Here is a 19,304-nt window from a genome sequence, read left to right on the forward strand (position 1 = left end):
CGTTTATAACATTTTAATATTGACTAAAATATAAACAACTGGTATATTATAGGTAAGAAGTAAGGAAGAACAAAAATACACTGAGATGGGTGAGGGGACGTAATGAATACAGAGTGGTTAAAGCAGGCAACTATAAATTTATTCAGACTAAGTAAAGAGCAAGAGGACTTCAACAAAGCCCGTCTGGAGTGGGTGTATCGGGGTTTAGAGGATAACGAGTATTGTGACGCATCTTGTGAGTTGTGTGGTCATGAGGAAATTAGGTATGAATATACGATTGTAAACAAGCTAAATAGCAATGTAATGGTTGTTGGGTCGGAATGTATTAAGAAATTTACGGATGATTTCAAAGATGATTTCTATGATACAGAAGGAAATCTTGTTACGGCAGCGAGGTTAACAAAAGATAAAACGGAGTATTTCAAGAGAATTTTGGCAGATGCGTTAGATGAAAGATTGCAAAGTTCAAATAATACATTTTATAAAAGTGTAGCAGATAAAATTAAAAAGGATGGGAAGCTTTCACCTAACCAGTTAAAGCACCTTCGGAATTTTTATCCTACACTTAGTGATATGGGGAAACGAGCGTTTAAGAGCGTGGTTAAGGTAAGCTTACGTAAAGAAAAAGACCAAGAGCAGATGGCTGCTTTACGCTGGTATGATTTACAGTTTGTTGCCCAGTTTATGTCGTCTGAACAACGCAAAAGATACAATGTAAAAGTTAAATAAAGTATAAAAGTGCCTTGTAATGGGGCGCTTTTTTGTTTGATAACACCTTCGACTTAGATATGCAGTAATGTTGGTATAATTCAGATAGATTGATGTAGAAGGGAATTGAGTAGTATGGCTGAAACAATTGAGAGCGTAGAAATAAGCGATGTAGCGGAGGAAAGGTTTAGTACGTACGCTAAGTATGCAATAACGAGTAGAGCGCTTCCTGATGTCCGGGATGGGTTGAAACCTGTACAGAGACGTATCCTGTACGCTATGAGTGTAAGTAAGAATACATATGATAGTAAATATAGAAAGTCTGCAAAGACGGTAGGAGAGGTAATCGGAAATTATCATCCACATGGAGATAGTTCGGTGTATGAGGCAATGGTACGTATGTCACAGCATTGGTCATTACGTATGCCCCTTATAGATATGCATGGTAATAATGGTTCGCTTGATGGCGATAGTCCCGCAGCAATGCGTTATACGGAGGCACGATTGAGTCAAATCGTAACGGATGGAATGACAAAGGGGCTTGAGAAGAACGGGTTAGTTGAGTTTGTTGATAACTTTGACGATACGGATAAAGAGCCTGTCGTATTCCCTGTGCATTTCCCTAACCTACTAGTAAACGGCTCAACTGGGATTAGTACGGCGTATGCGACAAACATCGCACCTCATAACTTGGGAGAGTTGATGGACGCTTGTATTCATTTAAGAAGAAACCCAAGTGCAACGGTTGAAGATTTAATGGATTTTGTACCTGCTCCAGACTTCCCTACAGGTGGGGTTATTGTGGGAGCTTCTGGGTTAAAGAAGATGTATGAGACAGGTAAAGGAGACGTTAAATTCCGTGCAAAGTATCATATAGAGTCGGATAAGAAACGTCAATACATCGTGTTTGATGATATCCCTTATGAGATGAAAAAGGGAGCTATGGTTGATAAGTTAAAAGATATTGCGCAAGGTAAAGAAGTGGTAGGTATGCTTGATGCTCGCGATGAGTCCGGTCTTGAAAATGGTGAGCCTGTTAATCGAGTAGTTGTAGAATGCAGTAAGGATGCGGATTTGCAGGTTATTCTGGGTTATATTTTCTCTAAGACACCTATGCAAAAGAACTACAGCATGAATATGGTAGCGATTCGAGACGGGAAGCCAGTTCAATTAGGGTTAAAGGAGATACTCGTTGTATTTAACGATTTTCGTACCGAAACAAGACGTAAGGAACTTGCGCATGATAAAGATAAATGTGATAAACGTCTTCATATTGTAGAAGGGTTCTTAAAGTTAGCGGATATATTAGATGAGGTTATTCCGGTTATTCGAGAGTCTGATGGAAAAGCAGGTGCAAAGGCTGCAATTATCGAGAAATTTGGGTTTTCTTCTGAACAAGCAGAGGAAATTGTAATTATGCAGTTACACAGATTGTCTCGTACAGATAAAGCTAAGTACGAAAAAGAAGAGGCAGACCTGTTAAAAACACTTAAAGCATTAAATATTCTGCTTACAAACGATAAGAAGTTAAACGAACATATCATTAGACTTTATGAAAAGGTGAAGAATGAATTTGCTACGGAACGTCGCTCAGAGGTGATTATGGGCGAAGAGAGTTGGGATGTAGCAAAAACGGATATCATCAAAGAGGAAGATGTAGTGGTTAGCATTTCTAAAGGTGGTTATATCAAACGTTCTTCTCTACGAAGCTTCAACTCAACAGAGATTAGTGGAATTGTAGAGGGCGATGAGGAAGTCTTTAGTGGTCAGGGAACAACAAAAGGTGTGTTCATGGTCTTTACGAATAAAGGTAATTATATGTATGTACCTATCCATGAAATTGAGGAATGTAAGTGGAAAGAGACAGGTAAACATCTTGCAAACTATGGGGTAGATTTAGCCGATGGGGAGTATATGATAGGTGCGCTCATCATAGATGTCGATGATATGGAAAAATACGTAGTAACAGCCAAAACAAATGGGTTAGTGAAACGTACAAAGGTAGCAGAGCATGAGGTGGCAAAGCGCTACTTTAGCTTATATACAGCGGTTAAAATTAAAGAAGATGAAGAAGTAACAAACGTGTGGTTGTTAGAAGATGACGGATTTATTGGCTTCAAAGATAAGAAAGGTAAGTCTATGTATTTTGCAGTAGATGAAATTCCGGTGCATGGTATTAAAACAGGGGGTGTACGAGGTATTCATTTAGATGCAGGGGATACAGAAGTAGATGAGATTGTATGTACTATGACTGAGGAAGAAATGCCGGATGGTTATCGACGCCGTGAACGTGGTAAAAAAGGGTACGCAGTACCTAAAGATAAATAGAGGTGAGTTGTAATGCGAGTAGATAAATTTATGGTAGGGGCGCAGCTGCAGCGAGGTAAAACAGGGCTAAACTGTTTAATCGACGTAATGGTGTACCGTAGGGGAGAGGGTTTTTTCCTCCGACCTACGGAGGAGTTGCCAGAGGATTACAGTTTCCATGATATTTCAAGAATGAATATCGATACGTTTTTCGATGAGACTAAAAAAGATAAGGATAACGGAGCGAGTTTAGGGTATCAAATCAACCGTGGGTTTGACGAGATACCTGTTACGATGCTTGGTTCGGATGCGCTACAGGACGGTTGTTTGCTTCGAATAAACGAGGTCGAGGATGAATTGTTCTTAGACGGAGAAACGTATGAGGATAATATTTACTACGCCCGTATTGCTACGAAATTAGTAAAACGTGATAAGAAAGATGAGTTTCGTAGACCTACGGAAGATGATAAAGAAGACTACTGGGACTTGCATGAAGATGGTGCGTATATAGAGGCGGATGTTATCTATTTCCGCTCTTTACGTGAGTTACAGGGGAAGGAAACAGGCTTCAATGATAAACAAAGAGAAATGTTCTCTGCTTTTGCAAGCAAGTTAAAGGAAAGTGAAGTAATTCAGAACGAGCTAAAAGGGTTAGTATCTGAGTTACTTACAGGGCTTACAGCAGAACTAGAGGTAGCACACGGATAAGAAAGGGTGGATAGGTGTGACTAAACAGACGTATGGAGTAGGTTATGGGTTAAATGGTTCGGTAGAGAAAGGGTTTACAATGGATGCGGTAGCGGTTAAGGTGGGTGATACGTTTCAAGTAATGCCTACTATAGTAGTAGATAATAATCGTGCAAATGAAGATACGGTATTCTTAGCGCCTAATTTTTATTTCACAAAGAAAGGGTTAAAAAATAAGAATACAACATTTGCTTCTCATACGGTTAAACGTATTATTGATGACCGTGAGGTGTCTGTACTGGCTTGTGACGGTCTAAAGGATGGTAACTTTATTCACGTTGTAGAGGTAGATACAGATGATTTCCCTAAAGGAGATGTCGAGAATAATCTGTACTTGGTTAGGGTGACTGCAAAGCCGAAAAACCCTAGTGAGGAGTGGTTAGAAAAAGGAGGATTCCGTTTAGTAGAGGAAGACTTCCAATTAGGGTTCGTGGCGTTAAAAACACTTAAAGAGTTAAAGCCAAGTAAGGCGAAAAAGAACATGAAATCGCTGATGGTTACTCCTAAGTTTAAAAAAGCACTACGTGAGGATAAACAACTCCGACAATCGTTAGTGGAGTTAGTAGATGAGATTTTAGCGGGGGCTAGATTCGAGTTAAATAGTAAGGTAGAAACAACAGATTCTTTAGACGAATCTACTGAAAATAAAGTAACTGCTTGATAAGGAGGAGCCATTTTGTATGGCTCTTTTTTGTTAAGCTATAGGTAGTTAAAGGAAAGCACAAAACAAATTAAATCAATCGATGGGGGTTACATAATGGCGAAAGAAAAGTATTTTAGTATTTTAGGTTTACGTAAAGGAAAGCGTATTGAAACGATTGCAACGTTATCGAATAAGGCGTTAGCAAACTGGCATACGAATCACACGTTTGGAAACTTAGGGTATGACCGTTTAATTACAAAGCAGGTTGAAAATAAAGGGGACAAATTCATTCCGGACGCAGTGGCAAGCGATAAAAATAAATACCTACTAGTTGAGTTTTTAATGAGCGCATTCAACTGGGATGAAGTGAAAGCGGTTATGAGCGAAGGGACGTTACTTCAGTTCCATGAAAACGTGTTAGAGGGCGGAATTAAAAACGAAAAAGCGGTAGGTAAGCTTGGTGAGGTTGAGCTTGTATTTAGTGGCAGCGAAGATGACCTGACGGATGGTGAGGCTGAAACTACACTTGAGTTCGCTAAGTTAACTGCTGTACTTTCTGCGGATGAGGCAGTTCCTTACAGTAAAGTACAGGATGCGCTACAAAAAGCGATTCTTGAGCATGTACTGGGTGATGAGTCTGATGATTCAGACTCTCAGGATGACTTAGATGATGGGTCAGAAGAGGTAGAGCAAACAGAACAAGGGGAATCAGAGGATGATTTCTCTGACCTAGAGGATGCTGTTGAAGAGCCTGAGGTAAAAGAAGAGCCTAAAGCCAAAGAAACACCAAAGGCAGATAAGAAAAAAGAAGAGTCAAAGGTAAAAGCTGAGCCAAAGGCTAAAGAAGAGCCTGTGGTAAAAGAAGAACCAAAAGCGAAGGAAGAGCCAAAAGAGAAGGAAGCACCTAAGGCTGAGCCTAAAGCTAAAGAAGAGCCAAAAGAAGAGGATAACGCAGAAGACGGGGATGATTTTGCAGAGTTCGATGAGAACGATGATGAATCTGCAGATGAGTCTTCTAACGAGGAAGCTGCTGAAGAGAAAAAAGAAGATGATGAGATTGACGACGATGCCTTCGATGTAGAGGATTTTGCTGAGGAAAACGAAGCAGAGCAGGAAGTGGCAGCATCTACAGAGGATGACGATGCATTATCTGAGTTTGATGACGAAGATGGCGATGATGGTGCTGATGGTGCTGAGGAAAACAAAGAAAACGATGATGACGATATCGATGACTTTGATGTGGATGATGCAATCGCAAACCTGTAAAGGTTAAGGGAAAGTAACGAAAAAGGGAAAAGGTGAAAAGCAGACATAAAGAAAGTGTCTGCTTTTCATTTTGATTTTTGGAGGTTACATGATGTTAGAAACACAAAATAATTTAGCGTTCGATGAGAAGGGCGATATGGACGTAGGGTTTGGTGAGGAGTATCGAAAGAGACAAAACACGGATACGTATTTCACGCCTACGACAATTCGGTCAGATGAGCGATTAAATAAGCTTGCTGATGTAATTTTAAACGATGCAATTGAGAATAGGGCGAAGGACGTTCATATCAATCAGTGGTCTGGTTACGGTGTGGTGGAGTTTCGTGTAGGTAGGGAGATAATTCCGGTACGTAAGATACATAAATACGCAGTAGATGGGTTAATTACAGTCTTACGTAACCGTGCTGAGGTATCACTTGAAAATATACATGAATTAGAGATAAGCGGTCGAATGACGCATAGATTTGGACCAAATGATTACGATATCCGTGCGTCGTTTGTACCTGCGATAAATGGACAATCGGCTGTGTTGCGTATTTTGTATGCTAACACACTAACTGGAAGCTTAGATAAGTTAGGGCTTCCAGATGACGTAGCACTGGAGATGAAGCGTGTCCTTAACTTAAAAGAGGGGATGATTATCCTTTCTGGGGGTACGGGTTCGGGTAAAACAACTACCTTATATACGGCAATCCATACCATTATGGAGTTGTATAGAAGAACGAAGAAGGTATTCGCAATTGAAAATCCTGTAGAGTACCGGGTAGATGGTGTAACGCAGATAAGTACAGACGATTTGCGTGGGGTTACGTTTGGGAGTGCCTTAAAATCTGTCTTACGTTCCGACCCCGATGTTATCCTGCTTGGAGAGGTTAATGATGAGGGGACAGCGGCAGCAGCGGTACGTGCAGCAACTACCGGGCATTTAATGTTAACAACGTTACATGCCAACAATACGCTTGAGGTACGAAATGCGTTAAAGCAACTTGGGGCAAGCCCATTAGATTTAGGTACAGCGCTAAAGTTGGTCTTATATCAAACGCTACAAGACAAGCTATGTGAACATTGTAGAGAAGAATATGTACTTACGGCTAAAGATAAAGGTTGGATAGATTCTAAACTTCGAACAACGAAACAACTTGTTGTGGTGTATAAAAAGAATCCAGACGGATGTAAGTATTGTAATCACCAAGGAACAGATGGTCAGGTTTTGCTTGTTGAGATGCTTGGAGCAAATAGAACCTATAACAAAGGTGTCGATGAAGCTCAGGGGGACATTTATAAACTGCAAGACTATCTATTGGAGACGGAAGGGTCTAAGTATTACCCGCTCGAGTGGGATGTGTTTCAGCATTTAGAGAAAGGGAATATCGATATGGACACGGCGTATCACTTAATTGATTAGGAGGAAAACGGATGCTGTCAGAATTTTTTGTGTGGCATGGGTACTTCGGAGCATGGTTTCTTATGTATTTGGTGTATGCGATGTACATGTCTGGGTTAATGAATGATACTTGGTTAAGGAGAGGTAAGAAGATACAGGGTCATATGCAGAGGCTGTATGGGGCTGCTACGGTCAATACGTTACTAGCAATTGTGTTGGTTATGTATACAACGCTTCAGTTCTTTTTGGAGGCTTCTATGTTCCTTGTGGCAATCGGAGCGTTTATTACCGTATTTATTGCTTTCAGTACGTTAATTGTTATGCGTGATGCTGAGGTAGAAGTGAGGAAGTTGGACGATTTTGTACCTGTACAGGTACATGCGGAGAAAGATGTGCGTGTAGATAAGCAGAAACGGCTCTCTGTACTGTTTAAAGTTTCTATATGGGTAATTGCAGGTATTTACTTCTATATGGCGTTAGATGGTGTAGGAGCGGTTCATTTTACTGAAAACGCCTTGCCAAGACGAGCGCCAATTTACTTGTTCCTGTGTTGGGAATGGTTAAAAGTAGTATTTATGGTGGCATTGAACTTTATCCCGTACTTCATTGTACGTAAACACACTAATATTTATAAAAGTTATGTAGAGGAGATAGGTAAAAATGGGAATCAACTTAGAGGGGCTTAAGTCATTAGATGCAGGTGTAGTAGAAAAGGTCTTAGAGGCTGCGGAATTATTGAAGATGTTAGAGGTTCCGAATGGAAAAGTTCGTGGGTTTGAGGTTGTAGATGAGGGTTATATGCAGCATAAAGAGGTGTATACGAAGTTACCGTATAAAGGTTCTGAGAAAGCGGCTGCTTTTGATTTCTTCTCAAAGGAAGATGTAGTGCTTAATGTTGGGGAGCAGTACAAATTTGTTACAGATATTAAAGCGTATATGTTAGAGGATGAGGTACTTTCGATATATCCTCGTAGCGGGCATGGTACAAAGCATAGGTTAATGCTTGCAAATACGACAGGTATAATCGATATGGATTATTACTATAACGAAAAAACAGGTGGTAATATTGCAATCACACTATACAACAACGGTACGGAAGATTACTTTATCCAACAGGGTGAACGCATTGCGCAGGCTATCTTCTCTAAGAAATTAGATGCGGACGAGAATACATATACTGGTGGAGATAAGAAACGTGTTGGCGGACATGGGTCGAGTGGAAAGTTCTAAAGAGGGGGATAGCCCCTCTTTTTTGATGTCAGTAAAGAGAGATAGGAGTGATAGGAGGTTTTTACATGTCTAGGAGATTTAATTACAACGCAGTGGTGGAGTTATACAAATTAGGGTATACAGTAAAAGATGTGGCTACGGTTTTTGATTCTACTGCGAGTTATGTTGCGAGAATCCTTAAAAAAGAGGAGATAGAGTTACGCCCTGTAAATACGGTTAAAGTACCAGTTTCGTACGAGAGGTTTAGTTTGGAGCTTCAAACTGCAATCGATGAGGTAGGCGGCGGGGCAAGTCTTAGAATGGCTAAAATATCAGGCATTTATAAAAATCTATATCTTGGGTTTCAAGAGGGAAAAGTGATTGAGAATAAAAGTAGGGATAGAGGGGTAGGAAAACGTAAAAAGGCACAATAGGATATTCGGGTATATTTAGCGTAAGAAGAGTATAGGATTTCCTATACTTCTTTTTTGTGTATAGAGAGACAGGTTTCTGGGATAGTGGTTATACGATAAGGTAATGAAGATAGGAGGATGTTACATGGCACGTAAATTAAACTACAAACTCATAGCGGGTCTATATAATGCTGGATACTCACAGGGGGATATTGCATATATATTTCAGTCGGTATCGGGGCATATCTCAAAGGTGTTAAAGGCGGAGGGGGTGCAAATACGACCTAGAGGGGTTAAGGTAAAGCCACCTACGTATGCAAAGTTCCCGGCATCTTGGAAGACAGCGTTAGGGGACGATGAGACACGTAAACGAGCGCATGAAGTGTCTGAGGCACATAAGCAAAAGGAAAAAGGCAGACAAAACCAAGCTGCTACTAAGAAAGTAGAGACGGTAAAAGCTGCAGCAAAGGTTGCTGAGCCTAAAAAAGAGGCGACAAAACCTAAAGAAGTGGCAGAAAAGAAAGCGGAACCGAAAAAGAAAGTTGCTGATTTAACAAATGAAGATGTGAAAAGCATGTCAATACAGTTGTTAGAGGATTGGGTTAAAAATACACCGCTTAAGGGGGTTCAGTTTACACAAAAGAGTAGCCTATCTGGAGAGTATGGTGCAGTATCTAGTTCTGTAACAGTTGAAGCGGGGTATCGTGAGACTAAGGACGTGTTCTTGTGGATTACAGAAAGAAATGTAGGGGATTATCATGATATTAGCTGTATTGATAGGGATAATGATGAGTTCCCGATGGAAGTACAGGCGATGGATGCTATCTATGATGCATACTCGGTTATTGATTCTATGTACTGCAAAAACTTAGATAAGGTCGAGAAGTACGGTGAGAAACGTGCAAAGGACTTAATGAAGAAGTACCCAAAACTAGATGTAAGATATAGTGTAGACGGTACAAAAGACCGTTTATATGCAAGTGTGAGCGTAAGCGTTAAGAAATAAATAATAAGAAAACGGGTGTGGGGTATCTCACACCTTTTTCTTATGGAGAATATAAACAGTTAGATAGTCAGTATATGAAGTATTAAGAAAATATAGAGGTGATGGGTTTGACACGTAAGCATGATTACAAGTTGATAGGGTTTTTATATAAAGCAGGGTACTCGCAGGGAGCTATTGCTGACGTATTCGGTTCGGTATCTGGGCATATTTCAAAAGTACTTAAGAAAGAGGGAGTACCAAGCCGACCAAGGGGTCAGAAAGTTGTCCCTGTGCCTTGTGAGAAGTTCCCTGCTCCGGTTAGAAAAGCAATTGAGGAGGCAGGGCTAGCAACAAAAGTTAAAAAGGTATCTGATGCATGTAAACAACCGGGTAAGAAACCGACGGTGGGTGTACCTAAGCAACAACCAAAAGCCAGTCCTAAAGATGGCATGAAGGTTAAAGGGACTGAAAAGAAAAAGGAAGATAAAAAACAAAAAGATGTAAATAAAGAGGGTAAAGGAGTTAAAAAAGGTAAAGCGGATGTAAGTGAAATCGCTAAAAAGTTATTAGATAACTGGATTGAAAACACTGATTTGAAGTATATCAAGTTAAACCCAATACAGGTAGGGGCTGCCGGAACTGGGGGAGTAAAGGCTTCTACAGGTGCGGGTTGGGATGAAACAAGAAAAAGATTCTTGTGGATTGATGAACGAAATATCTTCAATTATCATAACTACGATGAGTTATACAGACAGGCAGATGTGGGTGCGGAGTTTGATGCGGAAACTGCAATGCTGACGCTATATGATGGGGATGAGGCGGTAGACCCTAAGTTTTGTAAGACAATGCGAGGGATTCTGAATTACGGTAAGAAGTTAAACGATGCGGTCAGTAAGAAAAACCCTACATACTCGTTTGATTTCATAGCTGAGGGTGTGGATGGGAACTTGTACGTCGATGTAATCGTTAATGAAAAAGATAAATAGATTCTAGATAGGGTGCAGGTAGACTGTGCCTTTTTCTTATGGAGAAAAGAGACAGTTAGATAGTTGGTATAGGTAGTAAAGATAAAATTTTGAGGTGAGTATTTTGACACGAAAACATGACTACAAACTAATAGCATATTTATATAAAGCAGGGTATTCGCAAGGCGATATTGCGGCTATATTTGACTCAGTATCTGGACATATTTCAAAAGTTCTTAAAAAAGAGGGAGTGGCTGCGAGACCTCGAGGTCAAAAGGTTGTCCCTGTTCCTTATGAAAAGTTCCCGGATGCGGTTCAGAAAGCTGCACAGGAGGTAGGAATTACTGCGAGAGTGCAGAAGGTTTCCGAGGTGCGTAAAGGTAAGGGAGCTGCAGTAAAAGGAGGTAGTAACAAAGAGGTTAAAGGAAATACAGGGTGGTCTGAATCGAAGAAGAAAGAGGCTCGGGAGTACCTGATGGTGTATCTATATAAGGCAGGGTATTCGGTAAGGGCTGTGGAGATTTTAACAGAGACCAAAAATGGTGAAAAAGTACTAGATAAATACCAAGTATCCCGACGTAAGGAAGATGTAGAGGATGCAAAACTGACACCGTATACTGATTTTCCGGATAAGGTTAAGAAAATTATTGATGTGTTGGGTCTTACAGATTGGATAAAAAAGAGTACGCAATTGAGAATCACTGGGAAATTACCCGAGAAGAAAGGTAAGGATGAAGAAAAGAAAATGATAAGGTACAACCCAGATGGGTTGGAACAAAGGCGTATGGAGCGGTACGAAGAGGAAAGAAAGCAGCGTGAGGCGGAACGAAAACTAGAATCCGAAAAAGAAAGAATGCGCCGTGGAACATTGAGTAAGGAAGATGAGGAAAAGATAGTAAAGCAACTGTTAGAGGGTTGGATAGACTATACGAGGTTATCCAAAATAGATTTGAGTGAGGTTAAAACAGAGGTTACAGGTACTGGAGTTAGGGTAAGTAGACAAAGTAAAGCATCTAAAGATAATCAGTTTAAATGGATAAACGGCGATAACATTCATGAGTATTATGATGTGAAGAATTTAGGCGGGAAAACGGGTAAGGGTGCGGTAAGTTATGTGTATGGTAAGGGTGTAGAGTCAATTATTGACCCGAAAATTTCTCAGGAGTTTCATAGTGCTGTTGGTCTTGGGGAAAGTATTAAAAAGGATATGGTTAAACGGTATGGAGTGTATAACTGGGATTTAGAGTTGCGTGGTGTAAATGGAGTACTTGAGGTTTCAGTAGCTTTATCTAAGTAATTAAATTTGATAAGAAGTGTGAACAAAAGACAGTAGCTTTTCAGTATACTGACGATATAACAATAAAGAAATGAACCCGTGTAGGTTAATGTAACGCCTATATGGGTTTTATTTATGTACATCTAAGGAGGATACATACAGATGGGTAACATTCCAGAGTATACTTCGTATGCCATTGTGATTCTGGCTGCTCTTTTTGGACTTCGAACACTTCTGCAGAGATTCGGTAGAGGTTTGGTTGAGAGGAACGTAGGGAAAGACGGGATTCATGCGGTAGATAAGCTCAGCGGGTATGAGTTTGAGGAGTATCTAAAATTGTTGTTTAGGAAGATGAAATACGAGTCCATTTCTACGCAGAAAAAAGGAGATTTCGGGGTCGATATTATCATAAAAGGTAAAAAGAAGAAGGTAGCAGTCCAAGCGAAACGACACGGCGATGGGCATAAAGTAGGAATTAACGCTGTGCAAGAGGTGTATGCGGGGATGGTCTATTATGGTGCAGACGAGGCGTGGGTTGTTACGAACCGTACGTATACATGGCAAGCAAAGGAGTTAGCAAAAGCTTGCGGTGTAAGGCTTGTAGACCGTACCGAACTGCTTCGTTGGGTTAAAGGTACTGGTGAGTTAGATAGAGGCGACATTGATATTACGTACAATGTGGTTGAGCATGGATGTCCTGTATGTAAGACTGGGAAGATGGTTGTAAGGAATGGGTATCATGGGCGTAAGTTTTATGGCTGCAGTAACTATCCGAAATGTAAGAACACTGAAGAGGTAGAAGTACGTTGGGAAGATTAGGTATAGTAGTTGTAGAGGAGGGGATTGTGTGATAGGGGCGTTATATGGTTTAATGTCGTCAACATTTTTCTGGGGATATATTGTACCAGCGTATATTGTGTATTTGGGTGTAAACAACAAAGACGAGGTACTGAGTAAAGAGGGTTACGATAAAGGAATGAAGAGGCGAGAGTGGATATTCGTATTAACGCCGTATATAAACTTTTTCGGGGCTATAGTTATTATTGGTATGTTCATAATAAAAGGCGTGTTCTGGTTATTCGGAGGGTTTATGGACGATAAGCGGAATCGTTAAGTAGGGAGGCATCTGTGCGGGTGTCTTTTATTTTACACAACTATTGACTATAATATAAAATAATGGTATAGTTAAAACAACAAATACAGGGAATAAACTCTTTTCTGTAGGAGGTGTATGTAAGTGTTAGGAATTAAATACGTGAAGTGGGGTTCTGGGTACAAGGTCTTACAGTACGGAGAACCTATTGCAGAAGTTGTAAAGGTAACAGGTGGTTGGTGTTGTTATAGAAACGAGGAAGAATATGAGAGTGGTGAAGGTTGCTATGCAACATTACGAAAAGAAGCCGTTAAGGAGTTCTTACGAGTAAAGAAATATGGAAGATATAAGGCATCCGTAAGGGTGTCTTTTTAACAAGGAAATATTGACTAAAATATAATAAAATGGTATATTATTAAGAAGTAAGAGAAACGAACTGTAGGGGGAATTAAAATGACACAGGTAATCGATACATTGGAAGTACTAGCTGAAAATAAAATTTTGGAGTGGGTACAGAATACACCGTTAAGAAAAGCAGAAGGTGTAGTTTCACCTAAAACAATTGAAAAACTAGATACACATGTAGCGGTTAGGGTTGTAATTCCTAGCGAAGAAGTAGAGGGAGTATTTACGTGGTTAACAGTAGATAATGTTGTGAACTACGCAGATGGGAAGTTTGCTGCGCTGACGTTAGGTAAACAGGAGTGTAGCAATGAAGAGGTTATGAAATTTTATTATGGTAGTGCGGTAAAATCGATTGTAGATGCTAGGTATTGCGCTGCGTTTCGTGAGGTGTCAGAATATCCTACAGATTGGGGTAGTTTTGAGTTACCTAGCGGAGAAAAGTACTATTTCGAGTTCGCGGTACATGCAATACATAATGAAATTGAAATGACGGTAGCTGCTACACTTCGTTAGAGGTGTTAGCTACACCTATCTATTTACTAAAGTTACTAGTGAGGGGGAATTGGCTTGAAAGGAGTTATTGGGGGACTTTCCGACCCTATGCTTTATATGGAGTTCAGAGGGGTCGATTCTAGACTGGCTGTCAGTAAGCTTAGAGGTTTTTTAATGACTTATGGTTACGCACAATATTCGAAAAATAAATTTAAGGAAGAAATGAAAGGAGGTAAAGGAACTCGACCTCGTATGCATATGAGGTATGCTGTTTTAGATTTTAACAACTGTTTTGACCTACTTTTACAAATACCTTGGGTGTACTATCGTATGTGGGAGAATTTTAACCCTAAAGGAGATATTCAGAGAGGTGAGGATGGTTGGTTAGATAAAGTGGAGGGTAGGTGTTCTTGGAAGCGATTAAGTGCCGGAATTAAAAAATTAGAAGATGCTAATATGCTTCGGTTTTTAGAGAACCTAGAGAATTTCAGTGCTAATTATTTAGAGAATGTCGATAAACCGTTCACTATAAGACAGTTAGCAAATGCTATAAAACATAGGGGATTTATAGATTTGTCGGAGTATCAAGTAGGTTATGGTGCGAAAATTGAAACTGATAAAGATACGATTCCTAATTACGATAAGAATGATGGATATCTTAGGTTAGATATAGACTTACATGAAAACGGGGATATGTCTACGCCTACAGGAAAGTGTACAGTTTGGAACATGGATAACGTAAGAGTGGAGTATGAATACGATGGGGATTGTGTATTCCCTTCCAGTGATTTAGTAGGTAGTAAAGTCTACAACTCCGAAAATATTTACATTGAATTATGTAGGTTCGATAAAGAAATTATAAAACTTTTTAATGAGGTACGTGGAATAATAGAGCCTAAATTAGAGCTTTTAAGTCTAAGTTAATTATAATTGGAGGATGATGGTTTATGAGATTCAGTACATATGTAAGTAAAAACGAGCAAGATGTTAAAAAGATTGTAGATTTAACACAGTTTCTGATAGATAAAATGAATGATTGGATTGACGGGAGAAAAGGGCTACGCAAAAGAGTGGATGATGAGGTTAAGGTGGATGCATTTGATAAAGAAAACCCGCATAAACAGACGGTTTCAGTGTCGTATCTGGACGGAAACCCTACAAATCTAGAGTTGGCGTACGGTCAGCTTACTATTATAAATATGGTTAGATTACATTATCCGGATTATGTGTTTGATTGTGGTGCGAGAAAATGGGTAGAGGGTTGTGAGCTTTGGTTCTCTGGCGAGAAGCGAGAGTATACAGGGTATAAGGGTATGCCAGTAGTAGAACGTATGGCGCTTGAGGAGTTGGCGTTACATGAGTTTCGTAAATTAATAGCATGCACACCGCTAGCAGGTATAGAGTTTTCTATGATGCCAAGACGGTTAGTGGATGAAATGAGTTTAATAGATGAAGTTGTATTTGAAATTGAAGCGACAAAGGAAGAGACAAAAGGTCTGTTTGACTGGACTCCTGTGAAATCTACAGATGAGTTAATGAGGAATAATGGGTTTTTACTGTTTAATCCGTTTGGGGATATTGATTTGGATAGTCATGGGGACTCTGACAGACTAGACTTTGATAAAATCACAGAGCAGGTTGATTTCAGATGCCCGCCAACAAGAGAAATTTTGAGATATGCAGAGATGGCTTCTCGAAACTTCTTCGCAGTACATCAAAAGCATTTGTGGGTGCAGTTTGGGGGTTATGACGGGGTAATAAAGGTGCGTGTGACGGTTAAAGATACGGATAGATAAGGGAGTGAGGATGTGTGAAAAAAGGTTGGGTAGCTTTTGATGAAGATGGTGTGTTTGTTCTAACCGATGTGGTTATACATCCTACAAAGAGGGATACCATTAATGAGGTTTCAGTTGCTCGTTTAGATTCGAATGACAAACCTAAGGTTAAAGCGGATACGTGAGGGAGTGTACTGGTACTATCCGAGGGATTGTGATAGCGGAGAGTATGGGGATACCTATACGATACAAAGGTTAGATACGTGCAGTGAAGCGCAGTTGAGAGATGTTGAGGCGACAATTAAAGAGATTGAGGAATAGGAGAGGTAATTAATGGCTAAGTATGAAGAATTAAAAGGGAAAATTGTTGAGCATTACTCTGAGGAGTTTCGTCAGAGTAATGATTTAGGGCAAATTATAGAAAACGATGGAGTTATTCATGATGGGATAATCGACTCGTATAACAACGGGGATATTACGGAAAAGGAGTATTATGAATTGCTAGAAATGGGTAATTTCGAATAAGTAAAACAGTAAAAGACCTTCTAAAACGGGAGGTCTTTTTGTTTTGATAAATATGCTTGATTATATTTATATGTTCGAATATAAAATAAAAAAGTAGGTTAATGTATAAAATGAGGATGGGCGGAGTTTAATTTGGATAAAAGACTAGATGCAAATGTATTTGCAGTAATATTTGTGGGTTTGCTCTTTGTAGCGGCTGTGTGGGCTGCGTATCCTGCAGTGACATCTGTTATGCAGGAAAACGAAGACCAGAGAACGGCTTTTAGTGAGGGTAAAAAAGTAGAGGCATCTGTAGAAGATAAAGAAATTGTAAAGGGTGGCGGGACTTCTTTTCTTAGTTTTGAGGACGATAAATTTTTCTTATTGGTTCAAAAAGATGGATTAAAGAAGAAGGTTTTGGTAGATAAAGAGCGCTATGATAAGTTGCAGGTTGCCGACTCAGTTAAGGCTGCTGTATATAAAAATAAGTTGTACGTAGAGGGAGATAAGGCAGCACTCGATGATTGAGTGGCTGCTTTTTTGTTTTGATAAGTAACTAGCAAAAAAGAAAAAGAAGACAAGGTATAGTGAGGGTAATAATAAAAATAAAGGACGTGATGGGTGTGGGAGATAGAGATAGTTTACAGTGGGTAGTACATGAGGTTATGCGACATTGGGTGTTATCTAGCCCGGTTGAAAAGGTATTTGAAGTTGATGCAGAAGGTCGTTTTGTAAAACCTATGGAGTTCCATATGGATGATGATGGGTATGTAGTAGGGATTTTAAGAGCAACAAAAGAACAGACCGAGGGTATATTCCAGTGGGTTGAACAAGAGAATGGGATATTTGTGTTAGATGATGAGAGTTGCGAGCAGTTCGATTTGATGCTCCGTTTAGGTGAATCAGTTGAGGAGCGTTTGAAGGAGAAGGTTGGGTATGAAGATGTGAAGTTAACAGCGTATAGTAGCGAAAACAGTTTAGTGATTGCTGTGAAAGCTAAGAGAGTGCTTGTCGGGCATACAGTGGCGCAGCTTCTTACAGTATGTGAGGTCGCATTGGAGCAAATGAGGGATTGGATTGAAGCAACACCACTTAAGGAAGTAGCGTTCCTTGGGGTAACTTCTAAAATAGCGGAGAGCGATGAGTATGATGTATTGTGCGAGTTAACGGCGGAACGAAAACATACGGAGAATGTCTTCCAGTGGGAAATGAAAGACTTTGAGTACCATGTTTCGGATACGTGTCCAAACATGATGAAGATACTGGAATATAGGGGTAGTGTTGCAAACCCTGAGGTATTTAAAGGGATTACAACTAAGCCACACATTGCATTTGATGTAAAATACGACGACGAATTCGTATATTTCGTGGTAGGGGTTAATTTATAAAGCGGGGGCGACCTCGCTTTTTTCTATGGGTTAGATAGGGGAAATAAGGCTTACGAGTTTAGGTAAGTGAAAGTGTATAAGAACGATAGAAAGAAAGTCTAAATAGATAGGATGTGTATAGCTTGTTTAGTTACATTACGTGGGGGTTAGTGATTATTATTCTCCTGCTACTAGCCAAGAGGATAGGACGTGGAGTATTTGGTGTCATGGTCTTTGTGGGGGCGCTATTCTTCTCCATATTCATGCTCGATACGTTCACTACGGTTAACGTGCGAAATTACCTCCCAATCGGCTTCTACGATAAGACGATAGAAGACCCTAAGGGTACGGCTGAGAAGGTCGGAAATAGCCTAAAAGGGGTAGGAGAGAAAGCGGTAGATAAAGTAAACGACGTAGGTGATAATGCGGATAAATATTTTGCCGTGGAAAAGTCAAAAGATACAGGAGATAAAACGTGGGTAAAGGGCGATGAGTTAGTTGAAAAAGACGGGATGTCGGTAGACAAACAGGATATTGAAGAGGGTAAAAAGGGCGATAAGAAAGACAAGAAGCAGAATAAAACAGCCTTGGTTAGTGGGCATAAGGATTTTGTGAAGTATACGGACGTAAAGTCGCTACTACAGACCAAATATAGTAAATTACCTCATGGCGATATCGAGATTATTAAGTCGTTCTCACCGATTTTACAAACAAAAATAGAAGGTGAGAAGGTTGTGGTGTATAACAACACGGATAAATATGAAGATGGATTGTATATCGTAATTAAATAGGAGTAAGTAGGTGGCAAGATGGGAATTAGTTTGTTTGGGTTATTTGGTGTTGTTCTGTTTATTATTTTAGTTGGTGGGGTTTTATATCATATCTATTACTTAGATGGGGTAAAGGATTGGAAAAAACTCACCATTAGCTTTTTCCTTATCTTTGGGGTTGCATCGGTATATATCAGTGGTTTAGGTATGAAGATGCAGACAGAGTTGGTTTGTTTAATGCTCGTTATTATCTTTATTATGCGTTGGGGGAATTTAGGTAAGAAAGTAGAGTATCGACCGTACTTAGATGAGGATGGGGTTAGTGAGTTAGTTGCAGCGGTTTCGCAGTTATCACGTAAAAAGTGCGGGGCAACTATCGTTATTGAAAGAGACTATGATTTAGAAGAGGTTATTGAGACGGGTAAGAGTTTAGATAGCATTCATGTCGATAAAGACGTGATTGAAATGATATGGCAAAACGATGAGACGAACCTTGGGGCTATGGTTATTCGAAATAGCCGAATTATTAGTGTAAACGGTAGGCTGCCGCTCGTTACAAGTAGTCAGTTAAGTAGAGCTGGGGCAGGTATTCGGGAGTATGCTTGCTTAGGTGCTGTGGAAACATTCGAGGCTGCTGCTATTTGTGTAAATGGTTCTACAGGTAAAATCAGTTTGATGGGTCATATTGATAAGGACGTAAACATTGATTTAGGTTTCGAATTAAAGGATATGAATATAGAATCTGGTGTAAGTGAAGAAGCGATTCGAGAGAGGTTAACGATGTTCCTTATAGGTAAAAAGGATGAGCGAACCTTAGATGAGTTAAACAATCCGAAGCCAAAAGAGAGTAAGAAAAAGAAATTAACAAAAGAGGAACGGTTAGAACTTCGGAAGCAAAAGAAACGGGAGCGACTTGAGAAAAAAGAAAAAGGTAAGAAAAAAGAGGAGCCAGAACAGGTGAAAGAACCAGAACCTAAAGGGTTTTTCGGATAGAG

The 19,304-nt window shown here is 39.9% G+C and carries 25 protein-coding genes; all 25 read left to right on the plus strand.

Translation table 11 applies throughout. The features are described 5' to 3' along the window. Positions 1-102: 102 nt before the first annotated feature. The 25 genes from ACYFX0_RS18625 (at position 103) to ACYFX0_RS18745 (ending at position 19,302) form a co-directional block, all read left to right on the plus strand. Positions 103-729: a hypothetical protein gene (locus ACYFX0_RS18625; RefSeq protein WP_260459664.1), complete on the plus strand. Its 627-nt coding sequence runs from the start codon at positions 103-105 to the stop codon at positions 727-729. A gap of 114 nt (positions 730-843) precedes the next feature. After that, on the plus strand, positions 844-3,036 hold the full coding sequence (locus ACYFX0_RS18630; protein ID WP_460271257.1) for a DNA gyrase/topoisomerase IV subunit A: 2,193 nt from the start codon (positions 844-846) through the stop codon (positions 3,034-3,036). Positions 3,037-3,048: 12 nt separating this feature from the next. Continuing rightward, positions 3,049-3,723 carry a hypothetical protein gene (locus ACYFX0_RS18635; protein WP_460271258.1) on the plus strand — a complete coding sequence of 225 codons (675 nt, stop codon included), beginning with the start codon at positions 3,049-3,051 and terminating at the stop codon, positions 3,721-3,723. A 16-nt stretch (positions 3,724-3,739) separates the two neighbouring features. Beyond that, positions 3,740-4,423 (plus strand): hypothetical protein, encoded by a 684-nt coding sequence (locus tag ACYFX0_RS18640; protein WP_460271259.1) that lies wholly within the window; start codon positions 3,740-3,742, stop codon positions 4,421-4,423. Between the two features lie 96 nt (positions 4,424-4,519). After that, the gene (locus ACYFX0_RS18645; RefSeq protein WP_460271260.1) at positions 4,520-5,671 is read left to right on the plus strand and encodes a hypothetical protein; all 1,152 of its coding nucleotides are present in this window, start codon (positions 4,520-4,522) and stop codon (positions 5,669-5,671) included. A 91-nt stretch (positions 5,672-5,762) separates the two neighbouring features. After that, positions 5,763-7,076, plus strand: a complete 1,314-nt coding sequence (locus tag ACYFX0_RS18650; RefSeq protein WP_221660284.1) for a GspE/PulE family protein — start codon at positions 5,763-5,765, stop codon at positions 7,074-7,076. Positions 7,077-7,087: 11 nt separating this feature from the next. After that, a complete protein-coding gene (locus ACYFX0_RS18655; protein WP_460271262.1) occupies positions 7,088-7,741 on the plus strand; it encodes a hypothetical protein in 654 nt (217 codons plus the stop codon). After that, complete coding sequence (locus tag ACYFX0_RS18660) at positions 7,716-8,285, plus strand: dCTP deaminase/dUTPase family protein (protein WP_460271264.1); 570 nt, start codon at positions 7,716-7,718, stop codon at positions 8,283-8,285. The genes ACYFX0_RS18655 and ACYFX0_RS18660 overlap by 26 nt, the downstream gene beginning before the upstream one ends. Before the next feature lie 65 nt (positions 8,286-8,350). Beyond that, positions 8,351-8,698 (plus strand): hypothetical protein, encoded by a 348-nt coding sequence (locus tag ACYFX0_RS18665; protein ID WP_460271265.1) that lies wholly within the window; start codon positions 8,351-8,353, stop codon positions 8,696-8,698. Between the two features lie 124 nt (positions 8,699-8,822). Beyond that, the gene (locus ACYFX0_RS18670; protein ID WP_460271267.1) at positions 8,823-9,683 is read left to right on the plus strand and encodes a hypothetical protein; all 861 of its coding nucleotides are present in this window, start codon (positions 8,823-8,825) and stop codon (positions 9,681-9,683) included. A gap of 107 nt (positions 9,684-9,790) precedes the next feature. Then, on the plus strand, positions 9,791-10,648 hold the full coding sequence (locus ACYFX0_RS18675) for a hypothetical protein (protein WP_460271268.1): 858 nt from the start codon (positions 9,791-9,793) through the stop codon (positions 10,646-10,648). 103 nt (positions 10,649-10,751) lie between these two features. Continuing rightward, on the plus strand, positions 10,752-11,924 hold the full coding sequence (locus ACYFX0_RS18680; RefSeq protein ID WP_460271270.1) for a hypothetical protein: 1,173 nt from the start codon (positions 10,752-10,754) through the stop codon (positions 11,922-11,924). 141 nt (positions 11,925-12,065) lie between these two features. Further along, positions 12,066-12,722, plus strand: coding sequence for a restriction endonuclease (locus tag ACYFX0_RS18685; protein WP_460271271.1), 657 nt, complete (start codon positions 12,066-12,068; stop codon positions 12,720-12,722). Between the two features lie 28 nt (positions 12,723-12,750). Further along, complete coding sequence (locus ACYFX0_RS18690) at positions 12,751-13,017, plus strand: hypothetical protein (protein WP_460271273.1); 267 nt, start codon at positions 12,751-12,753, stop codon at positions 13,015-13,017. A gap of 123 nt (positions 13,018-13,140) precedes the next feature. Continuing rightward, positions 13,141-13,371, plus strand: coding sequence for a hypothetical protein (locus tag ACYFX0_RS18695; RefSeq protein WP_460271275.1), 231 nt, complete (start codon positions 13,141-13,143; stop codon positions 13,369-13,371). A gap of 78 nt (positions 13,372-13,449) precedes the next feature. Beyond that, positions 13,450-13,914 carry a hypothetical protein gene (locus ACYFX0_RS18700; RefSeq protein ID WP_460271277.1) on the plus strand — a complete coding sequence of 155 codons (465 nt, stop codon included), beginning with the start codon at positions 13,450-13,452 and terminating at the stop codon, positions 13,912-13,914. Between the two features lie 54 nt (positions 13,915-13,968). Beyond that, positions 13,969-14,817 (plus strand): hypothetical protein, encoded by an 849-nt coding sequence (locus ACYFX0_RS18705; RefSeq protein ID WP_460271279.1) that lies wholly within the window; start codon positions 13,969-13,971, stop codon positions 14,815-14,817. A gap of 23 nt (positions 14,818-14,840) precedes the next feature. After that, positions 14,841-15,689 (plus strand): hypothetical protein, encoded by an 849-nt coding sequence (locus tag ACYFX0_RS18710; RefSeq protein ID WP_460271281.1) that lies wholly within the window; start codon positions 14,841-14,843, stop codon positions 15,687-15,689. A gap of 14 nt (positions 15,690-15,703) precedes the next feature. Next, positions 15,704-15,853 carry a hypothetical protein gene (locus ACYFX0_RS18715; protein WP_460271283.1) on the plus strand — a complete coding sequence of 50 codons (150 nt, stop codon included), beginning with the start codon at positions 15,704-15,706 and terminating at the stop codon, positions 15,851-15,853. 4 nt (positions 15,854-15,857) lie between these two features. Continuing rightward, entirely contained in the window at positions 15,858-15,989 is a 132-nt protein-coding gene (locus ACYFX0_RS18720; protein WP_460271285.1) for a hypothetical protein, read from the plus strand. Positions 15,990-16,001: 12 nt separating this feature from the next. Further along, a complete protein-coding gene (locus tag ACYFX0_RS18725; protein ID WP_460271287.1) occupies positions 16,002-16,193 on the plus strand; it encodes a hypothetical protein in 192 nt (63 codons plus the stop codon). A 132-nt stretch (positions 16,194-16,325) separates the two neighbouring features. Beyond that, positions 16,326-16,700 carry a hypothetical protein gene (locus ACYFX0_RS18730; protein ID WP_460271289.1) on the plus strand — a complete coding sequence of 125 codons (375 nt, stop codon included), beginning with the start codon at positions 16,326-16,328 and terminating at the stop codon, positions 16,698-16,700. A gap of 95 nt (positions 16,701-16,795) precedes the next feature. Next, complete coding sequence (locus tag ACYFX0_RS18735; protein ID WP_460271291.1) at positions 16,796-17,560, plus strand: hypothetical protein; 765 nt, start codon at positions 16,796-16,798, stop codon at positions 17,558-17,560. Between the two features lie 206 nt (positions 17,561-17,766). After that, positions 17,767-18,330, plus strand: a complete 564-nt coding sequence (locus ACYFX0_RS18740) for a hypothetical protein (protein ID WP_460271293.1) — start codon at positions 17,767-17,769, stop codon at positions 18,328-18,330. Between the two features lie 18 nt (positions 18,331-18,348). After that, the gene (locus ACYFX0_RS18745; RefSeq protein WP_460271295.1) at positions 18,349-19,302 is read left to right on the plus strand and encodes a diadenylate cyclase; all 954 of its coding nucleotides are present in this window, start codon (positions 18,349-18,351) and stop codon (positions 19,300-19,302) included. Positions 19,303-19,304: the final 2 nt, after the last annotated feature.

This window comes from Bacillus sp. NEAU-Y102, from assembly GCF_054788175.1.

What these genes read in the sequence shown, in the direction of transcription:
- ACYFX0_RS18630 (WP_460271257.1), top strand. Translation starts at nt 844, where the DNA reads ATGGCTGAAACAATTGAGAGCGTAGAAATAAGCGATGTAGCGGAGGAA.
- ACYFX0_RS18645 (WP_460271260.1), top strand. Translation starts at nt 4,520, where the DNA reads ATGGCGAAAGAAAAGTATTTTAGTATTTTAGGTTTACGTAAAGGAAAG.
- ACYFX0_RS18725 (WP_460271287.1), top strand. Translation starts at nt 16,002, where the DNA reads ATGGCTAAGTATGAAGAATTAAAAGGGAAAATTGTTGAGCATTACTCT.
- ACYFX0_RS18685 (WP_460271271.1), top strand. Translation starts at nt 12,066, where the DNA reads ATGGGTAACATTCCAGAGTATACTTCGTATGCCATTGTGATTCTGGCT.
- ACYFX0_RS18660 (WP_460271264.1), top strand. Translation starts at nt 7,716, where the DNA reads ATGGGAATCAACTTAGAGGGGCTTAAGTCATTAGATGCAGGTGTAGTA.
- ACYFX0_RS18745 (WP_460271295.1), top strand. Translation starts at nt 18,349, where the DNA reads ATGGGAATTAGTTTGTTTGGGTTATTTGGTGTTGTTCTGTTTATTATT.
- ACYFX0_RS18700 (WP_460271277.1), top strand. Translation starts at nt 13,450, where the DNA reads ATGACACAGGTAATCGATACATTGGAAGTACTAGCTGAAAATAAAATT.
- ACYFX0_RS18635 (WP_460271258.1), top strand. Translation starts at nt 3,049, where the DNA reads ATGCGAGTAGATAAATTTATGGTAGGGGCGCAGCTGCAGCGAGGTAAA.
- ACYFX0_RS18655 (WP_460271262.1), top strand. Translation starts at nt 7,088, where the DNA reads ATGCTGTCAGAATTTTTTGTGTGGCATGGGTACTTCGGAGCATGGTTT.
- ACYFX0_RS18710 (WP_460271281.1), top strand. Translation starts at nt 14,841, where the DNA reads ATGAGATTCAGTACATATGTAAGTAAAAACGAGCAAGATGTTAAAAAG.
- ACYFX0_RS18740 (WP_460271293.1), top strand. Translation starts at nt 17,767, where the DNA reads ATGGTCTTTGTGGGGGCGCTATTCTTCTCCATATTCATGCTCGATACG.
- ACYFX0_RS18670 (WP_460271267.1), top strand. Translation starts at nt 8,823, where the DNA reads ATGGCACGTAAATTAAACTACAAACTCATAGCGGGTCTATATAATGCT.
- ACYFX0_RS18665 (WP_460271265.1), top strand. Translation starts at nt 8,351, where the DNA reads ATGTCTAGGAGATTTAATTACAACGCAGTGGTGGAGTTATACAAATTA.
- ACYFX0_RS18625 (WP_260459664.1), top strand. Translation starts at nt 103, where the DNA reads ATGAATACAGAGTGGTTAAAGCAGGCAACTATAAATTTATTCAGACTA.
- ACYFX0_RS18650 (WP_221660284.1), top strand. Translation starts at nt 5,763, where the DNA reads ATGTTAGAAACACAAAATAATTTAGCGTTCGATGAGAAGGGCGATATG.